General features: G+C 70.7%; 16 protein-coding genes and 1 riboswitch. Of the genes, 7 read left to right on the top strand and 9 right to left on the bottom strand.

The annotated features are described in order from the left end of the window. Nucleotides 1–138: 138 nt before the first annotated feature. The 6 genes from ACWC91_RS11145 to ACWC91_RS11120 form a co-directional block, all read right to left on the bottom strand. Nucleotides 139–600 carry a GNAT family N-acetyltransferase gene (locus ACWC91_RS11145; RefSeq protein ID WP_225074390.1) on the bottom strand — a complete coding sequence of 154 codons (462 nt, stop codon included), beginning with the start codon at nt 598–600 and terminating at the stop codon, nt 139–141. Continuing rightward, on the bottom strand, nt 594–1970 hold the full coding sequence (locus ACWC91_RS11140) for an alpha-amylase (protein WP_374113880.1): 1377 nt from the start codon (nt 1968–1970) through the stop codon (nt 594–596). The genes ACWC91_RS11145 and ACWC91_RS11140 overlap by 7 nt, the downstream gene beginning before the upstream one ends. 132 nt (nt 1971–2102) lie before the next feature. Beyond that, nucleotides 2103–3791: a glycoside hydrolase family 13 protein gene (locus tag ACWC91_RS11135; protein WP_376500593.1), complete on the bottom strand. Its 1689-nt coding sequence runs from the start codon at nt 3789–3791 to the stop codon at nt 2103–2105. A gap of 208 nt (nt 3792–3999) precedes the next feature. After that, entirely contained in the window at nt 4000–4905 is a 906-nt protein-coding gene (locus ACWC91_RS11130) for a sugar ABC transporter permease (protein WP_225074392.1), read from the bottom strand. Between the two features lie 19 nt (nt 4906–4924). Continuing rightward, entirely contained in the window at nt 4925–5929 is a 1005-nt protein-coding gene (locus ACWC91_RS11125) for a carbohydrate ABC transporter permease (protein ID WP_225074393.1), read from the bottom strand. Between the two features lie 100 nt (nt 5930–6029). After that, on the bottom strand, nt 6030–7307 hold the full coding sequence (locus ACWC91_RS11120) for an extracellular solute-binding protein (RefSeq protein ID WP_225074394.1): 1278 nt from the start codon (nt 7305–7307) through the stop codon (nt 6030–6032). A gap of 445 nt (nt 7308–7752) precedes the next feature. On the opposite strand from ACWC91_RS11120, the gene ACWC91_RS11115 reads away from it, so the two are divergent. Both ACWC91_RS11115 and ACWC91_RS11110 read left to right on the top strand, forming a co-directional pair. Beyond that, nucleotides 7753–8787 carry a LacI family DNA-binding transcriptional regulator gene (locus tag ACWC91_RS11115; protein WP_141361486.1) on the top strand — a complete coding sequence of 345 codons (1035 nt, stop codon included), beginning with the start codon at nt 7753–7755 and terminating at the stop codon, nt 8785–8787. A gap of 75 nt (nt 8788–8862) precedes the next feature. Continuing rightward, complete coding sequence (locus ACWC91_RS11110) at nt 8863–9705, top strand: phosphatase PAP2 family protein (RefSeq protein WP_281155497.1); 843 nt, start codon at nt 8863–8865, stop codon at nt 9703–9705. 120 nt (nt 9706–9825) lie between these two features. Here ACWC91_RS11110 and ACWC91_RS11105 read toward each other — a convergent pair whose 3' ends face one another. After that, nucleotides 9826–12822: a bifunctional [glutamine synthetase] adenylyltransferase/[glutamine synthetase]-adenylyl-L-tyrosine phosphorylase gene (locus ACWC91_RS11105; protein ID WP_225074397.1), complete on the bottom strand. Its 2997-nt coding sequence runs from the start codon at nt 12820–12822 to the stop codon at nt 9826–9828. 330 nt (nt 12823–13152) lie between these two features. Continuing rightward, nucleotides 13153–13332, top strand: a riboswitch (cyclic di-AMP (ydaO/yuaA leader). 8 nt (nt 13333–13340) lie between these two features. Here ACWC91_RS11105 and ACWC91_RS11100 point away from each other — a divergent pair. Further along, complete coding sequence (locus ACWC91_RS11100) at nt 13341–14567, top strand: NlpC/P60 family protein (protein WP_450643238.1); 1227 nt, start codon at nt 13341–13343, stop codon at nt 14565–14567. A gap of 102 nt (nt 14568–14669) precedes the next feature. Here the strand turns inward: ACWC91_RS11100 and glnA are convergent, their stop codons facing one another. After that, nucleotides 14670–16031, bottom strand: a complete 1362-nt coding sequence (glnA, locus tag ACWC91_RS11095) for a type I glutamate--ammonia ligase (protein ID WP_141361480.1) — start codon at nt 16029–16031, stop codon at nt 14670–14672. Nucleotides 16032–16358: 327 nt separating this feature from the next. Between glnA and ACWC91_RS11090 the strand changes: the two genes are divergently transcribed. Next, on the top strand, nt 16359–17570 hold the full coding sequence (locus ACWC91_RS11090) for a globin domain-containing protein (protein WP_450643240.1): 1212 nt from the start codon (nt 16359–16361) through the stop codon (nt 17568–17570). 117 nt (nt 17571–17687) lie between these two features. Here ACWC91_RS11090 and ACWC91_RS11085 read toward each other — a convergent pair whose 3' ends face one another. Beyond that, nucleotides 17688–18131: an RrF2 family transcriptional regulator gene (locus ACWC91_RS11085; RefSeq protein WP_450644900.1), complete on the bottom strand. Its 444-nt coding sequence runs from the start codon at nt 18129–18131 to the stop codon at nt 17688–17690. 153 nt (nt 18132–18284) lie between these two features. On the opposite strand from ACWC91_RS11085, the gene ACWC91_RS11080 reads away from it, so the two are divergent. The 3 genes from ACWC91_RS11080 (at nt 18285) to ACWC91_RS11070 (ending at nt 21799) form a co-directional block, all read left to right on the top strand. After that, nucleotides 18285–18959 (top strand): DUF3105 domain-containing protein, encoded by a 675-nt coding sequence (locus ACWC91_RS11080; protein WP_450644898.1) that lies wholly within the window; start codon nt 18285–18287, stop codon nt 18957–18959. Further along, entirely contained in the window at nt 18956–19588 is a 633-nt protein-coding gene (locus tag ACWC91_RS11075) for a DUF305 domain-containing protein (protein WP_225074402.1), read from the top strand. The genes ACWC91_RS11080 and ACWC91_RS11075 overlap by 4 nt, the downstream gene beginning before the upstream one ends. A gap of 276 nt (nt 19589–19864) precedes the next feature. Next, nucleotides 19865–21799, top strand: coding sequence for a S53 family peptidase (locus tag ACWC91_RS11070; protein ID WP_281155500.1), 1935 nt, complete (start codon nt 19865–19867; stop codon nt 21797–21799). Nucleotides 21800–21803 lie beyond the last annotated feature (4 nt).

Here is a 21803-nt window from a genome sequence, read left to right as displayed (position 1 = left end):
GCCGCCGGGCGTGGGCGCGACCGTATCGCCTGCGCAAGGCTTACAGCAAGACCCTTGAAACTCGCAGAAAATCTTTTCACCAGCCGCTCCCCCCGACAGGGACCGGCGCTCCCACTCCCGAAGCGCCGGCCCCGCCAGTTACGGAAAGCGGTAGAGGATCTGCGGCCGCCCCCACTCGACGAACCGTTCGACGGGTACGGCGCCCAGGGCTTCGAGCAGTCGCCGCGACCGCGCGTTGGCCGCCTGGGTCACCGCGACCAGCTCCTCGCCCTCCGCGGCCCGGCCGGCCACGGCGGCGACCGCCTCGTGCGCGTAACCGTGCCCCCAATACTCGGGGAGCAACTGATAGGAGACCTCGGTCCGTCCGGCCCGGGCCCCGGGCTCCACCAGCACCGAGCCCAGGACGGCACCGTCCTCCTTGTCCACGATGGTGAGCAGCCCGGGTGCGCCCACGCAGCCCTGCTCGCGGACGCGGACCGTATCCGGGGGCACCGGCCCGCCCAGGTGGCGGCGCACCTCCGGATCGGTCCACAGGCGGCGGTGGGCCGGTACGTCGTCCGGCTCGACCGGCCGCAGGAGCAGGCGTCGGGTCGTCAGCAACTCGGCTTTCCGGCGTAGATGGCGAGGGCGGTGTTCGGGGCGACCGAGGCCTGGAACCAGCCGTTGGCGTCCACCGTGACGGTCCTGTTGCCCTGCACATCGCAGTAGGTGCCCGCGGGCAGCGAGGTCTGGTACGAGCGATTGGCCGCCGTGTTCTCGTGGTTGATCACCACATAGCCCTTGTTGCCCCGGCCGAAGACGATGAGGTTGTTGCCGTTGTCCCACCAGTTGGTGACCGCCTGGCCGCGGGTGGCGTTGCGGAAGGCGACCATGGACTTGATCTCCGGCCAGGCGTGCTGGCACTTCCAGCCGTCCTGCCAGCAGGCGTTGACCTTGCCGCCGTTGGGGGGACCCGCGTCCGCGTCGGACCACTCGTAGGCGGAGTTGATGTCGGGGGCGCCGTAGGGCCAGGCCAGCATGAAGACGTTGGCCAGCGTGTAGTTCGCGCCGTTCTTGTAGTTGAGGGTCGAGCCGTTGCGCTCGGTGTCGTGGTTGTCGACGAAGACGCCGGCCGCCGAGCTGTTCATGTAGCCCCAGCCCTCGCCGTAGTTCTTCAGGTAGGCGAGCTTCTCATTGTTGAAGACCCGCTTGAGGTCGTAGGCGTAGCGGAACTCCTGGACGTCGCCGGTGCCGGTGTACTCGGTCGGCTGGATCGGCTCGCCCGCGCCGTAGATGACCTCCTGCTTCCAGTAGGCGGAAGGGTTCTTCAGGCGCGACTTGATGGTGGCGAGGTCGGCGGCCGGGATGTGCTTGGCCGCGTCGACGCGGAAGCCGTCGACGCCCAGGGAGAGCAGGTCGTTCATGTAGCCCGCGATGGTCTGGCGGACGTAGTCCGACCCGGTCCTGAGGTCGGCGAGGCCCACCAGTTCGCAGTACTGGACGTTGTAGCGGTCCTGGTAGTTGGTGATGTCGGTCCTGCAGTCGTTGAAGTCGTTGTTCGAGTACAGGCCCGGGTAGCCGTACTTCGTGTACGACGAGCCGCCGGTACCGGTGCCGCCGCCCGCCGACATGTGGTTGATGACCGTGTCCGCGACGACCTTCACACCGGCCGCGTGGCAGGTGTTGACCATGTTCTGGAACGCGGTGCGGTCACCGAGCCGGCCGGCGATCCTGTAGCTCACCGGCTGGTACGACGTCCACCACTGCGGGCCCTGGATGTGCTCGGCGGGCGGGGAGACCTGGACGTAGCCGTAGCCGGCCGGGCCGAGGGTGTTGGTGCACTCCTTGGCGACCGAGGCGAAGTTCCATTCGAAGAGGACGGCGGTGACGTCCTTGGTGCCGGGCGGGGAGGCGGCGGCGGGCGCCGCGAGGGCCACCGAGGCGGCCATGGCGAGGGCGGCCGCGTATGAAAGGGGTCTGCGGATGGTCATGTGGGGGTTCCTTCTTCGTTGAAGGCCCTTGCTGAAAGGTTCAGCAAGTCGATGACCCCGGATGGTAGAAGGCCCGCCACCTCAACGGGCAGCGGGCCATGGGGAGTTGATGTGAAACTGTGACCTGTCGGGTCAGGCCGTGGTCCACCACACCGTCGTGTCGGACGGGACCTTCGCCTCGCCGTCCGCCTCCGCCACCTCGCCGCTCGTGAGCAGCACACGGCCGTACGCGGGGGTGGTCACCGACTCGCCGGTCGTGTTCGCCACGCAGACGAACTCGCCGCGCCGGAAGGCGAGGACGCCCTCGGGCGCGCGCAGCCACTCCACCGCGTCGCCGGCGCCCAGGTCGGGGTGGGTGCGGCGGGCCGCGAGGGCCGAGCGGTACAGCTCGAGGGTGGAGCCCGGCACGCCCTGCTGGGCCGCCACGCTCAGTCGGCCCCAGTGCGCGGGCTGCGGGAGCCAGCTGCCACCGCCGCCGAATCCGTAGGAGGATCCCTCGCGGGTCCACGGGATCGGCACCCGGCACCCGTCGCGGAACCCGTCCTGGCCCTCGCCCCGGAAGTACGCCGGGTCCTGGCGCACCTCGTCCGGCAGGTCCACGACGTCCGGCAGACCCAGTTCCTCGCCCTGGTAGACGTACGCCGAACCGGGCAGCGCCAGCATCAGCAGCGTGGCCGCGCGCGCCCGGCGCAGGCCGAGGTCGCGGTCGCCGGCGCTGCGGATCTGGGTGCCGAGGCCGGGCGGGTTGGCGAACCGGGTGGCATGCCGGGTGACGTCGTGGTTCGACAGCACCCAGGTGGCCGGGGCGCCCACCGGGCGCATGGACTCAAGGGTGCGGTCGATGACCTCACGGAGTGCGTCGGCGTCCCAGTCGGTGCCCAGGTACTGGAAGTTGAACGCCTGGTGCAGTTCGTCGGGGCGGACGTAGTTCGCGGTGCGTTCGACGGTCGGGGTCCACGCCTCCGCGACGAAGATCCGGTCGCCCGAGTACTCGTCGAGGATGTGCCGCCACTGGCGGTAGATCGCGTGCACGCCGTCCTGGTCGAAGAACGGCATGACATCGTTGCCCAGCAGCTTCAGCTGGTCGTGGGTGCCGAGGTCGGGCAGGCCCTCGGCCTTGACCAGGCCGTGTGCCACGTCGATGCGGAAGCCGTCGACGCCCATGTCCAGCCAGAACCGCAGGATCGAGCGGAACTCGTCGCCGACGGCCGGGTGGTCCCAGTCGAAGTCGGGCTGCTCGGGCGCGAACAGGTGCAGGTACCACTCGCCGGGGGTGCCGTCCGGCTCGGTGACCCTGGTCCAGGCGGGGCCGCCGAAGATGGACTCCCAGTCGTTGGGCGGGAGTTCGCCGTCCGCTCCCTTGCCGGGGCGGAAGTGGTAGCGGTCGCGCAGGGCGGAGCCGGGGCCCTCGGCGAGCGCGCGCTTGAACCATTCGTGCTGGTCCGAGGAGTGGTTGGGGACGATGTCGACGATGATCCTCAGGCCCAGCGCGTGGGCGTCGCGGACCAGCGCGTCGGCGTCCAGCAGATTGCCGAACATGGGGTCGACGGCACGGTAGTCGGCGACGTCGTAGCCGGCGTCGGCCTGCGGGGAGGCGTAGAACGGGCTGAGCCAGACGGCGTCCACACCGAGGTCGCGCAGGTACGGCAGGCGGGAGCGTACGCCCTCCAGGTCGCCCATGCCGTCGCCGTTGCTGTCGGCGAAGCTGCGCGGATAGACCTGGTAGATCACCGCGTCCCGCCACCAGTCGCGGCGCGGGGCGACGGTGGTGGCAGCCGCTTCGGAGAGGGGGGATTCGGCCGGGGAGTGCTGCTTGCTCATGGCGTCCTTGGTGCGTCGGGGGTGCCCCTGCTCGGGCGAAGGAGCTCGGGGCGATTGCTTGTCATGGGTGGGGAGGAGCGCGTCCGGGTGACGGGGCGGCCGCGGTGACAGCGGGGTCCGGGGGCCCCTGCTCGAAGAGCTTGGGGGGGGGCACCGCGGCCGCCACCCGCGCGGGCAGCCGCGCGGGAGCCGTTGACCAGGGGTGGGGTCAGCCCTTGGTGCCGCCCGCGGTGAGGCCGGTGACGATGTTTTTCTGGACAAGGTAGAAGAAGACGGACACCGGAACGGCGATCAACACCGCGGTGGCGGCCATGTAGTTCCACTGGGCGTCGTGCTCACTGACGAAGCTCTGCAGGCCGACCGCGAAGGTGTACTTGGAGTCGTCCAGCATGAAGGTGGTCGCGAACGCGACCTCGCCGACGGCCGTGATGAAGTTGTAGAAGGCCGCGACGGCCAGCCCCGGGCGGGCCAGCGGCAGGATCAGCCGTGCGAAGGTGCCGAAGGGGCTGAGCCCGTCCACGCGTCCCGCCTCGTCGATCTCGAACGGGATGGTGTCGAAGTACCCCTTGAGCAGCCAGGCACTGTAGGGGACGGCCGTGGTGCAGTTGATGACGATCAGGGCCCAGTAGGTATCGATGAGACCGAGCTCGCTGAAGATCTCGTACATCGGCACGATCAGGATGGCGATCGGGAAGGCCTGGGTGAGCAGCAGCACCCACATCAGCTGCTTGTAGCCGGGGAACCGCATGCGGGAGACCGCGTAGCCGGTGGTGGCGGCGACGAAGACGCCGATCAGGGTGGTGCCGAGGGCCACGATCATCGTGGACTTGAGCCAGTCGAAGAAGGCCGTGTGCTGCAGCACGAAGCTGTAGTTGGAGAAGGTGAGCTTGCCGAAGATCCGGCCGGGGTGCAGGTAGTCGTCCTTGTCCGGGCCGAGCGACAGGAAGAACAGCCAGGCCACCGGTGCCAGCGCGATGAGGCTCGCCACGGCCAGGCCGCCGTGCAGCAGGGCGCCGCCGAGCCGGCCGCGCTCGCCCCGCCGACGGGTCCGGCGCGGGGAAGGAGGGGCGGAGGCCGGGCCGGCCGGTGTCTTTTCGAGGGTCGTGGTGCTCATGGCGGCGGCTCCTGCGGCGTCAGACGGCGAGCTGGTCATTGCGCTTCAGCCAGCGGAAGTAGAAGGAGGTGAAGACGGTCAGGATCGACAGCAGCAGCACGCCGTAGGCGGCCGACTGGGCGAAGTCGCGCGGCTGCTGTCCGAAGCCCAGGTAGTAGGCCCAGGTGACGAGGATCTGGGCGTCGGGCGCGCTGTAGGGGCCGAACAGCAGGAAGATGATCACGAACTGGTTGAAGGTCCAGATGACGCCGAGCAGCACCACGGTGGAGCTGACCGAGCGCAGACCGGGCAGCGTGACGTGCCGGAACCGCTGCCAGGCGGTCGCGCCGTCCATCTCCGCGGCCTCGTAGAGCGTGGCGTCGATGGACTGCAGGCCGCCGAGCAGCGAGAGCATCATGAACGGCACACCGCACCAGGTGTTGACCATGATCGCGGCGAACCGCTGCCAGAAGGTGTCCTCCAGCCACTGCGGCTGGGGCAGGTGCAGACTGCCGAGCACCTGGTTGAGCACGCCGGAGTCGGCGAGCATGATTCGCCAGGAGAAGACCGTGACGAAGGTCGGCACGGCCCAGGGCAGGACCAGCATCAGCCGGTAGAAGGTGCGGCCGCGCAGCTTCTGGTTGAGCATGAGCGCGAGGCCGAGGCCGATGCTGTAGTGCAGGAACACGCAGGCGGCCGTCCAGAAGACGGTCCACAGGAAGTGCGACCAGAACCGGTCGTACGAGGTCGGGCCGAAGAGGATGTCCTTGTAGTTGTCCAGCCCGATGAACCGGTAGGTGGCCTCGATGTGGTTGACGCCGATGGTGCGAGCCGAGTTGAGGCTGTTGGCGTCGGTGAGGGTCAGGTAGAAGCCCCGCACCAGGGGGTAGCCCACGATGCCGCCGAGCACGACGACCACCGGCGCGATCATCGCGTAGGCGTACCAGTACTTCTGGAAGCCGTTCTTCAGGCGCTGCCCCAGCCCGGGCCGAGGCGCGCGGTCACCGCGGCGCCTGCCGGTCGCGCGGTCGATGGCGACTGTCATGGTTCGACACCTTTTGCAAGATCAGGGAATGGGGCTGGGCACAGGCCGGTGGCCGCCGGGTCCTTCCCTGTCGCGGGAGAGGTCCGGCGGCCACGCGGACTCACTTGCTGAAGTCGGGGACCAGCTTGGCGATCGCGAGCTCGGCGTTGCTCAGGCCCTTGTCCAGGGACTCCTTGCCGGCGGCGATCTTGGGCAGCTCGGTGTCGAGCGGGCCCCACAGGGAGCCGTACTCGGGCAGCGCCGGGCGCGGCTGGGCGGCGGGCAGGACGCCCTGGTAGCCGGCGATGCCGGGGTCGGCCTTGACCTCGGCGGTGTAGGCGTCGTCGCGGGTGGGCAGCGTGGAGTTCTTCAGGGCGATGGTCTCCTGGGACTTCGCCGAGGTCATGAAGTTCACGAACTTCAGGGCCGCGTCCTGGTGGGCCTTGTCCGAGCCGGCGTAGACCGAGAGGTTGTGGCCGCCGGTCGGGGCGCCCGCCGTGCCGGCGGAACCGGCCGGGACGGTGGCGATGCCCAGGTTGGACTTGTCCGTGAAGGCGGAGCCCTTGTAGAAGTTCGTGATCTCCCAGGGGCCCTGGATGATCGCGGCGACCTTGCCGCTGACGAACGCGTCCTGGATGTGGGCGTAGGCGTCGGCGGTGGTGTCGGCCTTGTGCAGGCCCTTGCCGTCGAACAGGCTCAGCCAGGTGCCGTAGGCCTTCTTGGCGGCCGGCGAGTTCATGGTGATCTTCTTGGCGTCGGCGTCGACCGTGTTGCTGCCCTCGCCGTAGAGGAAGCTCTGGGCGTAGTAGGCCTGGGTGGAGCCCCAGTAGCCGTCGACGCCGGTCTTGTCCTTGATCTTGGCGGCGGCGGACTTCAGCTCGTCCCAGGTCTTGGGCGCCTCGGTGATGCCGGCCTTCTCGAACAGGGCCTTGTTGTAGACCAGGGCCAGGGTGTCGGTGACGAACGGGACGCCGTAGGTCTTGCCCTCGAACTGGGCCTGCTTGATCAGGTTGGGCTGGAACTTGTCCTGGTCGGCGAGTGCCTCGGTGCCGTCCAGCGGCACGAAATAGCCCTTCTTGGCGAAGGCCGGGGTCCAGCCGACCTCGGAGCGCAGCACGTCCGGGGCGCCCTTGGAGCCGGCGGCCGTGTCGAACTTGTTCTGCGCCTGGTCGAACTGGACGTTGACGTACTTGACCTTGATGTCCTTGTTGGCCGCTTCGAACTGCTTGACCAGGGCCTGGTACGTCGGTGCCTCGTTGGTGGCGTTGGAGGTGTCCCACCACGTGATGGTCACCGGACCGTCGGCCTTGCCGCCGTTGTCGCTGTCGCTCCCGCCGCACGCCGTCGCCGCGAGGGCGAGGGACGCAACCAGCGCGGTGGCCGCTATGCCACGCCGCATGAGTTCTCCTTGAGGGTTAAGCCCGTGAACAGGGAACGGCCCCGTCCGCCGCCCTGCCGAGTTGCCGACCGCGCCGTTGCCGCCGCCGGGCGACCGAGAACGTAACAGCGTTGCAAGCTCCGCGAAAGACCTTGCAGAAAAAAAGCGCAAGACTACGGGCGAGTTACCACTTCGTGACCCGCCGAGACAGGACCTACGGCCCTGATTTCACGCGGGCAGGCGGCCCCTCGGACACTTGTGCAAGACTCTGCAAGCCCTTGCCAGACGATGGCGGGGGAGGAATCATCCCGTTGCGGACCGGACGCCGAGACCCGGACGTCGACCGGCCGCCGACCGAACACGAGGGATCGCGATGACGCAGCAGCCCGCAGCGGGCCGTTCAACGGCTCGCACCAGGCGCCCCGTCGGTGTGCAGGGCGGGGGCCGGCCGGTACAGTCCGGTCACGTGACCACACGGCTTGCCGACATCGCCGCCCAGGCGGGGGTGAGCGAGGCGACCGTCAGCCGCGTCCTCAACGGCAAGCCGGGCGTCGCCGCCACCACCCGCCAGTCCGTGCTGGCCGCCCTCGACGTCCTCGGCTACGAGCGCCCGGTACGGCTGCGGCAGCGCAGCGAGGGGCTGGTGGGCCTGATCACCCCGGAGCTGGAGAACCCGATCTTCCCGGCGCTGGCGCAGGTCATCGGCCAGGCGCTGACCCGGCAGGGCTACACCCCGGTGCTCGCCACCCAGACCCCCGGCGGGTCCACGGAGGACGAGCTGACCGAGATGCTGGTGGACCGCGGGGTCGCCGGGATCATCTACGTCTCCGGTCTGCACGCGGACACCACGGCCGACATGGAGCGCTACGAGCGCCTGCGCGCCCAGGGCGTGCCCTACGTCCTCGTGGACGGCTTCTCCCCCAAGGTGCAGGCGCCGTTCATCTCCCCCGACGACCGGGCCGCGATGACCCTGGCGGTCACCCACCTCGCATCCCTGGGGCACACCCGTATCGGTCTGGCCCTCGGCCCGAAGCGCTTCGTGCCGGTCCAGCGCAAGATCGAGGGCTTCGTGCGCGCCATGCAGGACCAGCTGGGCCTGGCCGCGGACGTCGTCGAGTCGGAGCTGGTCCAGCACTCCCTCTACACCCTGGAGGGCGGCCAGGCCGCGGCCACCGCGCTCATCGAACGGGACTGCACGGCGATCGTCTGCGCCAGCGACATGATGGCGCTCGGCGCGATCCGGGCGGCGCGACAGCGCGGGCTGGAGGTCCCCCGGGACGTCTCCGTGGTGGGCTTCGACGACTCCCCCCTGATCGCCTTCACCGACCCGCCCCTGACGACCATCCGCAAGCCGGTGCCTGCGATGGGCCAGGCGGCGGTGCGCACGCTGCTCGAGGAGATCGGCGGGACGCCCGCGCCGCACAGCGAGTTCGTGTTCATGCCGGAGCTGGTGGTGCGCGGTTCGACCGCTTCGGCCCCCGGGGACCGCGCTCGTCCCTGAGGCGGAGAACATGCGAACGGAACCCGACCGGGGGATGATCGGTGGACGAAGGCTTTTCTGGCAGACTCTGTGCCTATGGGTGACTCGACCGAGACACGACTGGAAGGCCGGAAAGAGGCCGTTCCGCCCCTCGTCACGGACGAGCAGTCCCCCACCGTCCTGGAGCGTCTGCGCACCCCCCGCCGGCCGCGGCTGTGGTTCGAGATCCTGCTGATCGCGGTGAGTTACTGGACGTACTCGCTGATCCGCAACGCGGTCCCGGAGCAGAAGGCCAAGGCGCTGCGCAACGCGGACTGGGTCTGGGACGCCGAGCACCAGCTCGGCATCGCCGTCGAACACTCGGTCAACCATGCCCTGAACTCGGTGACTTGGCTGATCATCGGCATGAACTACTACTACGCGACGCTGCACTTCGTGGTCACCATCGGCGTCCTGGTGTGGCTCTACCGCACGCACCCCGGCCGCTACGCGGCGGCCCGGCTCACCCTCTTCGTGACGACGGGCGTGGCGCTGCTCGGCTACTACCTGTACCCGCTGGCGCCCCCGCGCCTGATGACCGGCGGCCACTTCGTGGACACGGTCCAGGTCCACCACACCTGGGGTTCCATGGCGTCCGGCGACCTCAAGAACATGTCCAACCAGTACGCCGCGATGCCGTCCATGCACATCGGCTGGTCCCTGTGGTGCGGCCTGACCGTCTTCACCCTGTGCACGATCCCTTGGCTGCGCGTCCTCGGCCTGCTCTACCCGGTGGCCACCCTGGTCGTCATCGTCGCCACCGCCAACCACTTCTGGCTGGACGCGGTCGGCGGCGTCCTGTGCCTCTCCTTCGGCTTCACGGTGGTCCGTGCCTGGTACGGGGCGCTGCCGCACGCGCTGCCGCGGCTGACGCCGGCGCTGCGGCCCACGGAGGCATAGGGCGGTGTTGCCGGGCCGCCGTCACGGCCTGCGGAGGCCTTGCTCCGTGGCGGTGCCGCCGGGCCACCGTCACGGCCTGCGGAGGCCTTGCTCCGTGGCGGTGCCGCCGGGCCGGCCGTCTCACGAACCGTAGAACAGCTCCTCCATGACCGACCGGGCCCGGCGTGCCGTCCGCCGGTACGCGTCGAGCATGTCGCCCGCGTGCCCCGGCCCGTATCCCAGGTACCGTCCCACCGCGGCTAGTTCCCGCGACTCGGTGGGGAACGTGTCCCCCGCCCGGCCCCGCACCAGCATCACCGCGTTGCGCACCCGCGTGGCCAGCACCCACGCCTCGTCGAGCGTGGAGGCGTCCTCCGCGGACACCAGACCCGCCTCCCGTGCCGCCGCCAGCGCCTCCCGCGTCCGCGTGGTCCGCAGCGACGCCTCCCCCGCCGCGTGCCGCATCTGGAGCATCTGCACGGTCCACTCCACGTCGGACAGCCCGCCCGGCCCCAGTTTGGTGTGCAGCTTGGGGTCGGTGCCGCGCGGCAGCCGCTCGGACTCCATCCGGGCCTTCAGCCGCCGGATCTCCCGCACCGCGTCGTCGCGCAGCCCGCCGCGCGGATACCGCAACGGGTCGATCAGCTCGATGAACCGCCGCCCCAGGTCCTCGTCCCCGGCCACCGGCTCGGCCCGCAGCAGCGCCTGGGACTCCCACACCAGCGACCACCGCCGGTAGTACGCCTCGTACGACTTGAGCGTCCGCACCAGCGGCCCGGACTTCCCCTCGGGCCGCAGATCCGCGTCGACCAGCAGCGGCGGATCCGCGCTCGGGATCTGGAGCAGCCGCCGCGTCTCGGCCACCACCCGGGCCGCGGCCTCGGCGGCCTCCCGCTCGTCGGCGCCCTCCCACGGCTCGTGCACGAACAGCACGTCCGCGTCCGAGCCGTAGCCCAGCTCGTGCCCGCCGAAGCGCCCCATGCCGATGATCGCGAACCGGGTCGGCAGGGTGTCCCCCCATCCCTTGCGCACGACCGCCCGCAGGGTCCCGGCCAGCGTCGCCGCGGTCAGGTCGGACACCGCGCCGCCCACCTGGTCCACGAGCGCGCCCTGATCGGCCTCGGCGGGCCGGGTCTCGGTGCCGTAGGAGCCGACGATGTCGGCGGCGGCGGTACGGAACAGCTCCCGCCGGCGTACGCCGCGCGCCGCCGTGACGCCCTGCTCGGGGGTCTCGGCGCGGCGCACGGCGGCGAGGACCTCCTGCTCCAGCTGGGCGCGGCCGCGCGGTTCGAGGCCGCCCGCGTCACCGTTGCCCAGCAGTGCCACGGCCTCGGGCGCGCGCATCAGCAGGTCGGGCGCGAGCCGCCCGGCCGACAGCACCCGGGCGAGGTTCTCGGCGGCGGCCCCCTCGTCCCGCAGCAGCCGCAGATACCAGGGGGTCTTGCCGAGCGCGTCCGACACCTTGCGGAAGTTCAGCAGCCCGGCGTCCGGATCGGCGGAGTCCGCGAACCACCCCAGCAGCACGGGCAGCAGGGTCCGCTGGATGGCCGACTTCCTGGTGACGCCGGAGGCCAGCGCCTCCAGATGCCGCAGCGCGGCCGCCGGGTCGGCGTACCCGAGCGCGACCAGCCGCTCACGCGCGGCCTCCGGCCTCAACCGGGCCTCGCCGGGGGCGAGTTGGGCGACCGCGTCGAGCAACGGACGGTAGAACAGCTTCTCGTGCAGCCGGCGTACGACGCTGGTGTGCCGCTTCCACTCGCGGGTCAGCTCGGTGATCGGGTCGCTGCGCAGGCCGAGCGACCGTCCGAGCCGGCGCAGATCGGCCTCGTCCTCGGGGACGAGGTGGGTGCGCCGCAGCCGGAACAGCTGGATGCGGTGCTCCAGGGAACGCAGGAACCGGTAGGCGTCGTCGAGTTGCACGGCGTCCACACGGCCGACGTACCCTCCGGCGGCAAGCGCCTGCAACGCGTCCAGGGTGGAGCCGCTGCGCAGCGACGGGTCGGTCCGCCCGTGCACCAACTGAAGAAGCTGCACGGCGAATTCGACGTCGCGCAGGCCGCCCGGCCCGAGCTTCAGCTCGCGCTCGACCTCGGCCACGGGGATGGTCTCGACCACGCGGCGGCGCATCTTCTGCACGTCGGCGACGAAGTTCTCGCGCTCGGCGGCCTGCCAGACCAGCGGGTCGAGCGCGGCGATGTACTGCCCGCCCAGTTCCAGGTCGCCGGCCACCGGGCGGGCCTTGAGCAGCGCCTGGAACTCCCAGGTCTTGGCCCACCGCTGGTAGTAGGCGACATGGCTGCTGAGCGTGCGCACCAGCGGCCCGTTGCGGCCCTCGGGCCGCAGGTTGGCGTCGACCGGCCAGATCGAGCCCTCCACGGTCGTCTCGGAGCAGATCCGCATCATGTGCGAGGCGAGCCGGGTCGCGGCGCGCAGGGCCTTGACCTCGTCGGCGCCGTCCTCGGCCTCACCGACGAAGATCACGTCGACGTCGGAGACGTAGTTGAGTTCGTGGCCGCCGCACTTGCCCATCGCGATCACCGCGAGCCGGCACAGCGCGTCGTCCTCGGGCGCGGCGGCCCGCGCGAGCCGGAGCGCGGCACGCAGGGTGGCGGTGGCGAGGTCGGCGAGCTCGGCCGCGGTCTCGGCGACATCCGTGGTGCCGCACACGTCGCGGGCGGCGATGGACAGCAGGCAGCGCCGGTAGGCGACGCGGAGCCCGACCGGGTCGGCGGCGTCGGCGAGCCCGTGCTCGAACTCCTCGACCCCCGGGTGCAGGTCGCGCGGCTCGTAGGTGACCAGCGCCCGCCAGTCGCCCGCGTGCCGGGCGAGGTGGTCGCCGAGCGCGGTGGAGGCGCCGAGCACACCGAGCAGCCGGTCGCGCAGCGGTTTGGCCGCTATCAGCGTGTCGAGCAGCTCGCGGCGGGCCTTGGACCCCGGCTGCGCCTCCAGCAGCCGGACCAGCCCGCCCAGCGCGAGATCCGGGTCGGCGGTGGCGCCCAGCGCCTCCAGCAGCACCGGATCGTCCCGGAGCGGCGCGAGGTCCGGCCCGTCCAGCAGCCGCTCGGCGTCCGAGGCATGGATGAAGCCGTGCCGCAGCAGCCGCGTGAAGGTACTGCTCCTGCGCCCCGGCGCCGTCATCCCGGCCTCCCGTCGGATCAAGCCCGTCCTGGCCAGAGCCTATCCGGACTCCCGGGCCGGAGCCCTGACGGCGGTCCAGCTTTCCGCACGGTCAGAGGCCGGACGCACCCCCTGTCACCCCTTCCGCGCTGGGGGCGGCCCCTGCGACACCGACAGGTACTCCTTCAGCCAGAAGTCCGAAAAGCATCGGAGTGCAGGCATCCGTATGCGCACCGTGAAAGTCACGAAAACGTAGCGGACATATCACGCACCAACCTTCACAGCAGTCACAAGCGTTGGCTAGCGTGCCCGGCGGGCACCCCGTACCCCGCCGGCGAGCAACGCCGGGACGGGTGGCCTGCGCCGAGTCCGGTGCGCCTCACGGCCGCCGGAGCCGGGGACCCACGCATCCCTGGGGTGAATCGGTCCCGTTCACGCGTCCCCCACGGCGCGCACGGGACGGTAGGGCAGCCCTTCCGACCACCCGCCCGAACCCGACAGCTAACCCGGTAGGCGGTCTACGGAAGGAGGCGCCACCCTTGGCGTCGCACCGCAAAGCCCGGACCACGTCCACCCGGATCGCCGGACTGCGCACGTCCCCGGCCCTCGGTCTGACGACCGCGGCCCTCACCTCCGTGGCACTGCTGTCCCAGACGGCGAACGCCGCGCCCGCACAGCCCCGGAAGCCCAGCCTCGAAGAGGTGCAGAAGAGAGTCGACGACCTCTACCACCAGGCCGGGGTGGCCACCGAGAGGTACAACGCGGCCAAGGAGAAGACCACCACGCAGCGCAAACGCGTGAACGGCCTCCTCGACGACGTGGCGAAGCGCACCGCGAAGCTGAACGAGGCGCGGCGCGAGCTCGGCTTGTTCGCAGCCGCCCAGTACCGCACGGGAGGGATCTCCGGTACCGCGACGCTGCTGCTCGCGAAGGATCCCCAGCAGTACTTCGACCAGGACCATCTGATGAGCCAGCTCACCGAGCGGCAGAAGAAGGCCGTCGACGACTACCGGACCGCACAGCTCTCGACGACGAGGAAGCGTACCGAGGCGACGAAGGTCCTGGAGTCGCTGACCACCTCGCAGAACGATCTGAGGACCAGCAAGGTCGACGTCCAGAAGAAGCTCAGCGAGGCACGCCATCTGCTGTCGACGCTGACCGCCGAGGAGAAGGCGCGGCTGGCGGCGATCGAGAAGAAGAAGCAGGAGCTCGCCCGGCAGAAGGCCGCGGAGCTGGCCCGCAAGCAGGCGGCGGAGGCGAAGGCGGCGGCGCAGAAGCGCGAGCAGGAGCAGGCGGCCCAGAGCTCCGACGCGAAAGCGAGCAGCGGAACGGGCACGGGAGCGGACACGAGCGCGGGCGCCGGATCGAGCACGGGCGCGGGCACGAGCGCGGATGCCGGATCGAGCACCGGCTATGCCGCCAAGGCAGCCAAGGTCATCGACTTCGCGAGGGCCCAGATCGGCAAGCCGTACGTGTGGGGCGCGTCCGGCCCCGGGTCGTACGACTGCTCCGGGCTCACGCAGGCGTCCTGGAAGTCCGCCGGGATCTCGCTGCCCCGCACCACCTGGGACCAGGTGCAGGCCGGCACGACCGTCCCCGTCTCCGCGGCCGAGCCCGGCGACCTGGTCTTCTTCTACGACGACATCAGCCACGTCGGGATCTACATCGGCAACGGCATGATGATCCACGCGCCGCACTCGGGCGCGAACGTCCGCGAGGAGTCGATCTACTACATGCCGATCCACAGCGTCGTCCGCCCCGCGTAAGGCGTGTGCCGGCCCGCCCAGGAGCGGTGAGGGCGTGGGGCCGGCGGTCCGCGACCGTCGGCCCCCTCCGCCTAATGGGCGGGAAACCTTCCTGACCTGCGCCTACAGCACCGGCAGGTGCTTCTTCAGTTCGAAGGCCGTGACCTCCGAGCGGTACTCGTGCCATTCGGCGCGCTTGTTGCGGAGGAAGAAGTCGAAGACGTGCTCGCCGAGGGTGTCGGCGACCAGGTCGCTGTTCTCCATCAGGGTCAGGGCCTCACCGAGGTTCTGCGGGAGCGGTTCGATGCCCATCGCGCGGCGTTCGGCGTTGGACAGGGCCCAGACGTCGTCCTCGGCGCCCGGCGGGAGCTCGTAGCCCTCCTCGATGCCCTTCAGGCCGGCGGCCAGGAGGACGGCGTAGGCGAGATAGGGGTTCGCGCCGGAGTCGAGGGAGCGGACCTCCACTCGGGCGGAGCCGGTCTTGCCGGGCTTGTACATCGGGACGCGGACCAGGGCCGAGCGGTTGTTGTGGCCCCAGCAGATGTACGAGGGGGCCTCGCCGCCGGCGCCCGCGGTGCGCTCGGAGCCGCCCCAGATGCGCTTGTAGGAGTTGACCCACTGGTTGGTGACCGCGGAGATCTCGGCGGCGTGGCGGAGGAGGCCCGCGATGAAGGAGCGGCCCACCTTCGAGAGCTGGTACTCGGCGCCGGACTCGTAGAAGGCGTTCCGGTCACCTTCGAACAGCGACAGGTGCGAGTGCATGCCGGAGCCGGGGAACTCCGAGAAGGGCTTGGGCATGAACGTGGCCTGGAGGCCCTGCTCGAGCGCGACCTGCTTCATGACCAGGCGGAACGTCATGATGTTGTCCGCGGTGGACAGGGCGTCGGCGTAGCGCAGGTCGATCTCCTGCTGGCCCGGGGCGCCCTCGTGGTGGGAGAACTCCACCGAGATGCCCATCGACTCCAGCATGGTGATCGCCTGACGGCGGAAGTCCATGCCGATGGCCTGCGGGGTGTGGTCGAAGTAGCCGGAGTTGTCCGCGGGCGTGGGGCGGGAGCCGTCCAGCGGGCGGTTCTTGAGCAGGAAGAACTCGATCTCGGGGTGGGTGTAGAAGGTGAAGCCGAGGTCGGAGGTGCGGGCCAGGGCGCGCTTGAGGACGTAGCGCGGGTCGGCGAAGGAGGGGGAGCCGTCCGGCATGAGGATGTCGCAGAACATGCGGGCCGTACCGGGGGCCTCCGCGCGCCAGGGCAGGATCTGGAACGTGGACGGGTCGGGCTTGGCGATCATGTCGGACTCGTAGACCCGGGCGAAGCCCTCGATGGCGGAGCCGTCGAAGCCGATGCCCTCGTCGAAGGCCTGTTCCAGCTCTGCGGGCGCGACGGCCACGGACTTGAGGAAGCCGAGCACGTCCGTGAACCACAGGCGTACGAACCGGATGTCGCGCTCCTCCAACGTCCGGAGCACGAACTCCTGCTGCTTGTCCATCTTCCGCTTCCCCATCCTTGCTGGTCAGGCCGCCTGTATTCGGTGTCACGGGAGACCGTCGGGCACCTGAGCATCCCACCACGGCCGCGTTTCGCCCGTGTTGCGGGGCCCGTCGCCCGGCCATCGCGAGGGCGCTCGCCCCGCGTACCGCAGACGTACCGCTCTGCCGCCCATCTTGCCCGCTCGCACCGTCATCCGTAATGGCCGAACCTTCACCCACGTGACCGAGGACACGCCTCCATAATTTGCATCTCAAATGCAAGTTTCAATACCGTTTCGATCAGTCGAGCGATCGAGCCCATCCGATCGAGTCATCGAGGAGTCACGATGCTGTCCGAGCAGTCAGCAGCCACCGTTCGCGCCACCCTCCCCGCCGTCGGCGCGGCCATCGGTCAGATCACCGAGCGCTTCTACGCCAGACTGTTCGACGCCCACCCCGAGCTGCTGCGCGATCTGTTCAACCGCGGCAACCAGGCCGCCGGCACACAGCGGCAGGCCCTGGCCGGCTCCATCGCGGCCTTCGCCACCCACCTGGTGGAGAACCCGGACCAGCGCCCCGACCTGATGCTCCAGCGCATCGCCCACAAGCACGCGTCCCTGGGAGTGGCACCGGAGCAGTACCCGGTCGTCCACGAGCACCTGTTCGCGGCCATCGCCGAGGTGCTCGGGGAGGCGGTGACCCCGGAGGTCGCCGCCGCCTGGACCGAGGTCTACTGGCTGATGGCCAACGCCCTCATCGCCATCGAGAAGCGCCTGTACGAGCAGAGCGAGCAGCGCGGCTGGCGGGAGTGGGAGGTCGTCGAGCGGATCGAGGAGACCGCGGACGTGGCCACCTTCAAGCTCCGCCCCGTCGACGACGCCCCGGTGCCCGGCTACCGCGCCGGCCAGTACGTCTCGGTCGGCGTCGAGCTCCCGGACGGGGCCCGCCAGATCCGCCAGTACAGCCTGACCGCGGCCCCCGGATCGCCGGTGCGGCAGTTCGCCGTCAAGCGGGTGGCCGGCGACGCCACGACGCCCGACGGGGAGGTCTCCAACCACCTGCACGCACACGTGCGCGTGGGTGACGTCCTCCAGCTGTCCGCCCCGTACGGCGACCTCGTCCTGGAGGAGACCGAGGCGCCGCTGCTGCTCGCCTCCGCGGGCATCGGCGTCACCCCGATGATCGCCATGCTGGAGCAGCTCGCCCTGACCGGCCACAGCGCCCCGGTGACCGTGGTCCACGCCGACCGCTCCCCCGCCGCGCACGCGCTCCGCTCCGACCACCAGGCGTACACGGCCAAGCTGCCGGACGCGCAACCGGTCTTCTTCTACGAGCGGTACGACGTCGATGCCGACGACGACGCGGCAGGCGCCGGGCGGCCCGGCCTGGTCGACCTCGGCGACGTCGACGTCCGGGCCGGCACGCGCGCGTACCTGTGCGGCCCGCTGCCCTTCATGCGGGCGGTGCGCGAGCAGCTGATCGGCAAGGGCGTGTCCCCGGCCGACGTCCACTACGAGGTCTTCGGCCCGGACCTGTGGCTGGCCCAGCCGGCCGCCTGACCGATCGGGCCGATGCGCTCCGAAGGCCGGCCGAGGCGGTGTGCACCGTCTCGGCCGGCCTTCCGGTGCGGTCGGGTCCTTCCGGGTCTTCCCGGGCTGACCGTGCGTGCCCCGCGCTCAGGTGGGCGGCCGCATGGCGGGCAGCCCCAGCAGCAGCGGTCCCGTCGGCGCCGCGACCATGTCGGCGACCGTGAAGGGGTCGAGCGCGGCGTAGAAGGCCTCCTGGGCGCGCCGCAGGGCGCCGCGCAGGCGGCAGTCGGAGCTGAGCGGGCAGGGGATGCTGCCCTCGCAGTCGGCCACGTCGCCCTCGCCCTCCAGGGCGCGTACGAGGGCGCCGACCGAGGCGTTGAGGCCCGCTTCGGTGAGCGTCAGTCCGCCGCCGCGGCCGCGGCGGGCCGCGAGCAGCCCCCGGTGCTGGAGCTCGGCGACGACCTTCGCGGTGTGCGTGTACGGCACGCCCATGTCGCCCGCGACCTCCCGGGTCGTGGGGCTCGACTCGCCGGCGACCGCGAGCCGCATCAGGACGCGCAGCGCCATGTCGGTGGAACGCAGCAGCCGCATGCGGACAGGGTAGATAATGCGCATCCGCCGTTCAACTTATCGGCGGTCTCCCGGAGGGCGCTCCGGTCCCACTACGATCAGCGGGCCCCTCGGGCACGCACGGCCGCCCGCACCTCACACCCGCCCGCCCCTTCCCCCACGAAGGACTCCGCCATGGACTCCGCGCACCCGACCGGCACCGGACAGCACAAGGCCCGCACAGAGGAGATGCGCCGGGCGCAGCGCGCCCGGGAGCGGCGCACGCGGGTGCTCACGGTGGCCGCGAGCGTGGTCGTCGTGGCCGGGCTGGTCACCGGCGGCGTGGTGCTCCTGAACTCGGGGTCCTCGGACGCCGCACCGGCCGCGGCGAGCGAGGAGAAGGACGGTGACGGCGGGCACTTCGTCACCCGCGCGGACGGCGTACGGACCTGGAAGGGCACGCTGGAGCGCAACCACACCACCGCCCCGGTGACCTACCCGATGGAGCCCCCGGTCGGTGGCGACCACAACCCGGTCTGGCAGAACTGCAACGGCGACGTGTACACCGAACCGGTGAAGAACGAAAGCGCCGTCCACGCGCTGGAGCACGGCGCCGTCTGGGTGACGTACAACAGCAAGGCGTCCAAGGCGGACGTGGCCGCGCTCGCGGCGAAGGTGAGGAAGACGCCGTACACGCTGATGAGCCCGGTCGAGGACCAGAAGGACCCCCTCATGCTGTCCGCCTGGGCGCACCAGCGCACGGTGACGAGCGCGAAGGACCCGCAGGTGGACAAGTTCCTCGCCGAGTTCGTCCAGGGCCCGCAGACGCCCGAGCCGGGCGCCACCTGCACGGGCGGTCTGGACCGTTGAGGCACATCGGGCTGATCGCCGGGGCCGCGGCGGCCGCGCTGGTCGCGACGGGGGCGATCACGTACGCGGTCGCCGAGGACAGCGGCGGGGCGCGCCACACCGTGGAGGCGCCCGCCGCCGGCTCCGCGGACGCCGGCTTCGCCCGGGACATGGCGGTCCACCACCAGCAGGCCGTCGAGATGTCGTTCATCGTGCGCGACCGTACGACGGACACCGAAGTGCGCCGCCTCGCCTACGACATCGCGCAGACGCAGGCCAACCAGCGGGGCATGCTGCTGGGCTGGCTCGACCTGTGGGAGCTGCCGAAGGTGTCGGCGGACCCGCCGATGACGTGGATGGGCATGGGCGACATGCCCGCCGGCCAGGACGGCGCGCTGATGCCCGGCATGGCGACCGACTCCGAGATGCGCAGGCTCGGCGAACTCGGCGGCAGGCAGGCCGAGGTGTTCTACCTCCAGCTGATGACGGACCATCACAAGGGCGGCGTCCACATGGCCGGGGGCTGTGTCGCCCGCTGCACGGTGGGTGTGGAGAAGAGGCTCGCGCGGGGCATGGTCGAATCGCAGCGGTCGGAGATGCGGTTGATGGCCGACATGCTCAAGGAGCGTGGCGCGGCGCCCCGTTCATGACCCGGATGCCCCTTTCGTAACCCGGACTTTCCCCTTCGCGCCCCGGACGCCCCCCAACTCTCCGGCGACCGGGGGCGAAAGCCGCAATTCGCCGCGCCTGGCGGTTCCTTGGGTTTCTCTTGGCCTTCACATTCCCCTGACATGAACGGTTCATCGGGAAGAGTGGCCCCGATCGTGTGATCCAAACGAAAGACCCTTACCGCCGCGGGTTCTGCGCGGATCGCGCGAGGACCAACCACTCATTGCGTCACATGCGAACGCATCGCAGGGGGTTCTATGAGATCCAACCGTGCCACAGCGCGCGCCGGAATGAGCATGGCGGCGACCCTGCCGCTGCTCGCCGGCGCACTGGCGCTCGGCATACCCGCGCACGCCGCGGACAACCCGGGCCGCAGCTCGCTCGCGGGCACCAGGCCCGTCTGGGCGACGGCCACGGCGGACAAGGGCGCCACCTCGGACAGCGCCCAGGTCCACGCCCGGGTCTACCTGGCCGGACGGGACGCCGCCGGCCTCGCCCAGTACGCCGCGGCGGTGTCCGACCCGTCCTCGGCCTCGTACGGCAAATACCTGAGCGCCCAGGAGGCACAGACGCGCTTCGGCGCGACGAAGGCCCAGGTGGCCGCCGTGAAGTCGTGGCTGGCGTCGTCGGGGCTGAAGGTCACCTCCGTGACGGCGCACTACGTCGCCGTCTCCGGTGACGTCGCCGCCGTCGAGAAGGCGTTCGGCACCCAGCTGCACAACTTCGCCAAGGGTTCGAAGACCTACCGCGCCCCGGCGCGGACGGCCTCGGTGCCGGCCTCCCTGGACGGCGCCGTCCTGACCGTCACCGGCCTGGACAACGCGCCGCACAAGGCGAAGCACAAGGACCAGCTGCCGCCGCCGGACGACGTGTTCAAGAACGCAGGGCCGTTCTCCACGTACTACGGCTCGAACGTGGCGAGCACGCTGCCCTCCGCGTACGGCCAGAAGGTCCCGTACGCCGTCAAGGGCTACACCGGCAAGGAACTGCGGTCCGCCTACGGCGCCGGCAAGTACACCGGCAAGGGCGTCCGCATCGCCATCACCGACGCGTACGCCTCGCCGACCATCGCCTTCGACGCGGCCGGCTACGCGAAGAAGAACGGCGACAAGCCCTGGAAGACGGGCCAGTTGCGCCAGGTGCTCCCGGCCGGCTACACGGACACCGAGGAGTGCGGAGCGGCCGGCTGGTACGGCGAGGAGACCCTCGACGTCGAGGCCGTGCACGCGGTCGCGCCGGACGCGAACGTCGTCTACGTGGGCGCCGCCTCCTGCTACGACGACGATCTGCTCGACTCGCTGAGCAAGATCGTCGACAACCACCTGGCCGACATCGTCTCCAACTCCTGGGGCGACATCGAGGCCAACGAGACGCCGGACGTCGCGGCGGCCTACGACCAGGTCTTCCAGTTCGGCGCGGTCGAGGGCATCGGCTTCTACTTCTCCTCCGGCGACGACGGCGACGAGGTCGCCAACACCGGTACGAAGCAGGTCGACACCCCGGCCAACTCGGCGTGGGTGACCGCCGTCGGCGGTACCTCGCTGGCCGTCGGCAAGGGCCACAAGTACCTGTGGGAGACCGGCTGGGGCACCCAGAAGGCCTCGCTGTCCGCGGACGGCAGGAGCTGGGCGGGCTTCCCCGGCGCGTTCACCTCGGGCGCGGGCGGCGGCACCAGCCGGACCGTGGCGCAGCCGTCGTACCAGAAGGGCGTCGTGCCGAAGGCGCTGGCCACGGCCAACAACGCCGCCGGCAACCGCGTCGTCCCGGACATCGCGGCGGTCGCCGACCCGAACACCGGCTTCCTGGTGGGCCAGACACAGACCTTCCCGGACGGGTCGCAGCGGTACAGCGAGTACCGCATCGGCGGCACCTCGCTGGCCGCGCCGGTCATGGCGGCCGTCCAGGGTCTCGCCCAGGAGGCCCGCGGCGGCAAGGCGATCGGCTTCGCCAACCCGGCGATCTACGCCAAGTACGGCTCGAAGGTGTACCACGACGTGGTGGACCAGCCGACCGGCAAGGACCTCGCGGTCGCGCGGGTCGACTACGTCAACGGCGTCGACGCCGCGGACGGCCTGAGCGTCTCCGTCCGCAGCCTCGGCAAGGACAGCTCGCTCAAGGCGGTCAAGGGCTACGACACCGTCACCGGCGTCGGCTCCCCCGCGAACGGCTACGTGGAGTCCTACCGCCGCTGACACC

It is taken from the genome of Streptomyces sp. NPDC001204 (assembly GCF_053598035.1).
This window is presented reverse-complemented; position numbering and strand designations above follow the sequence as displayed.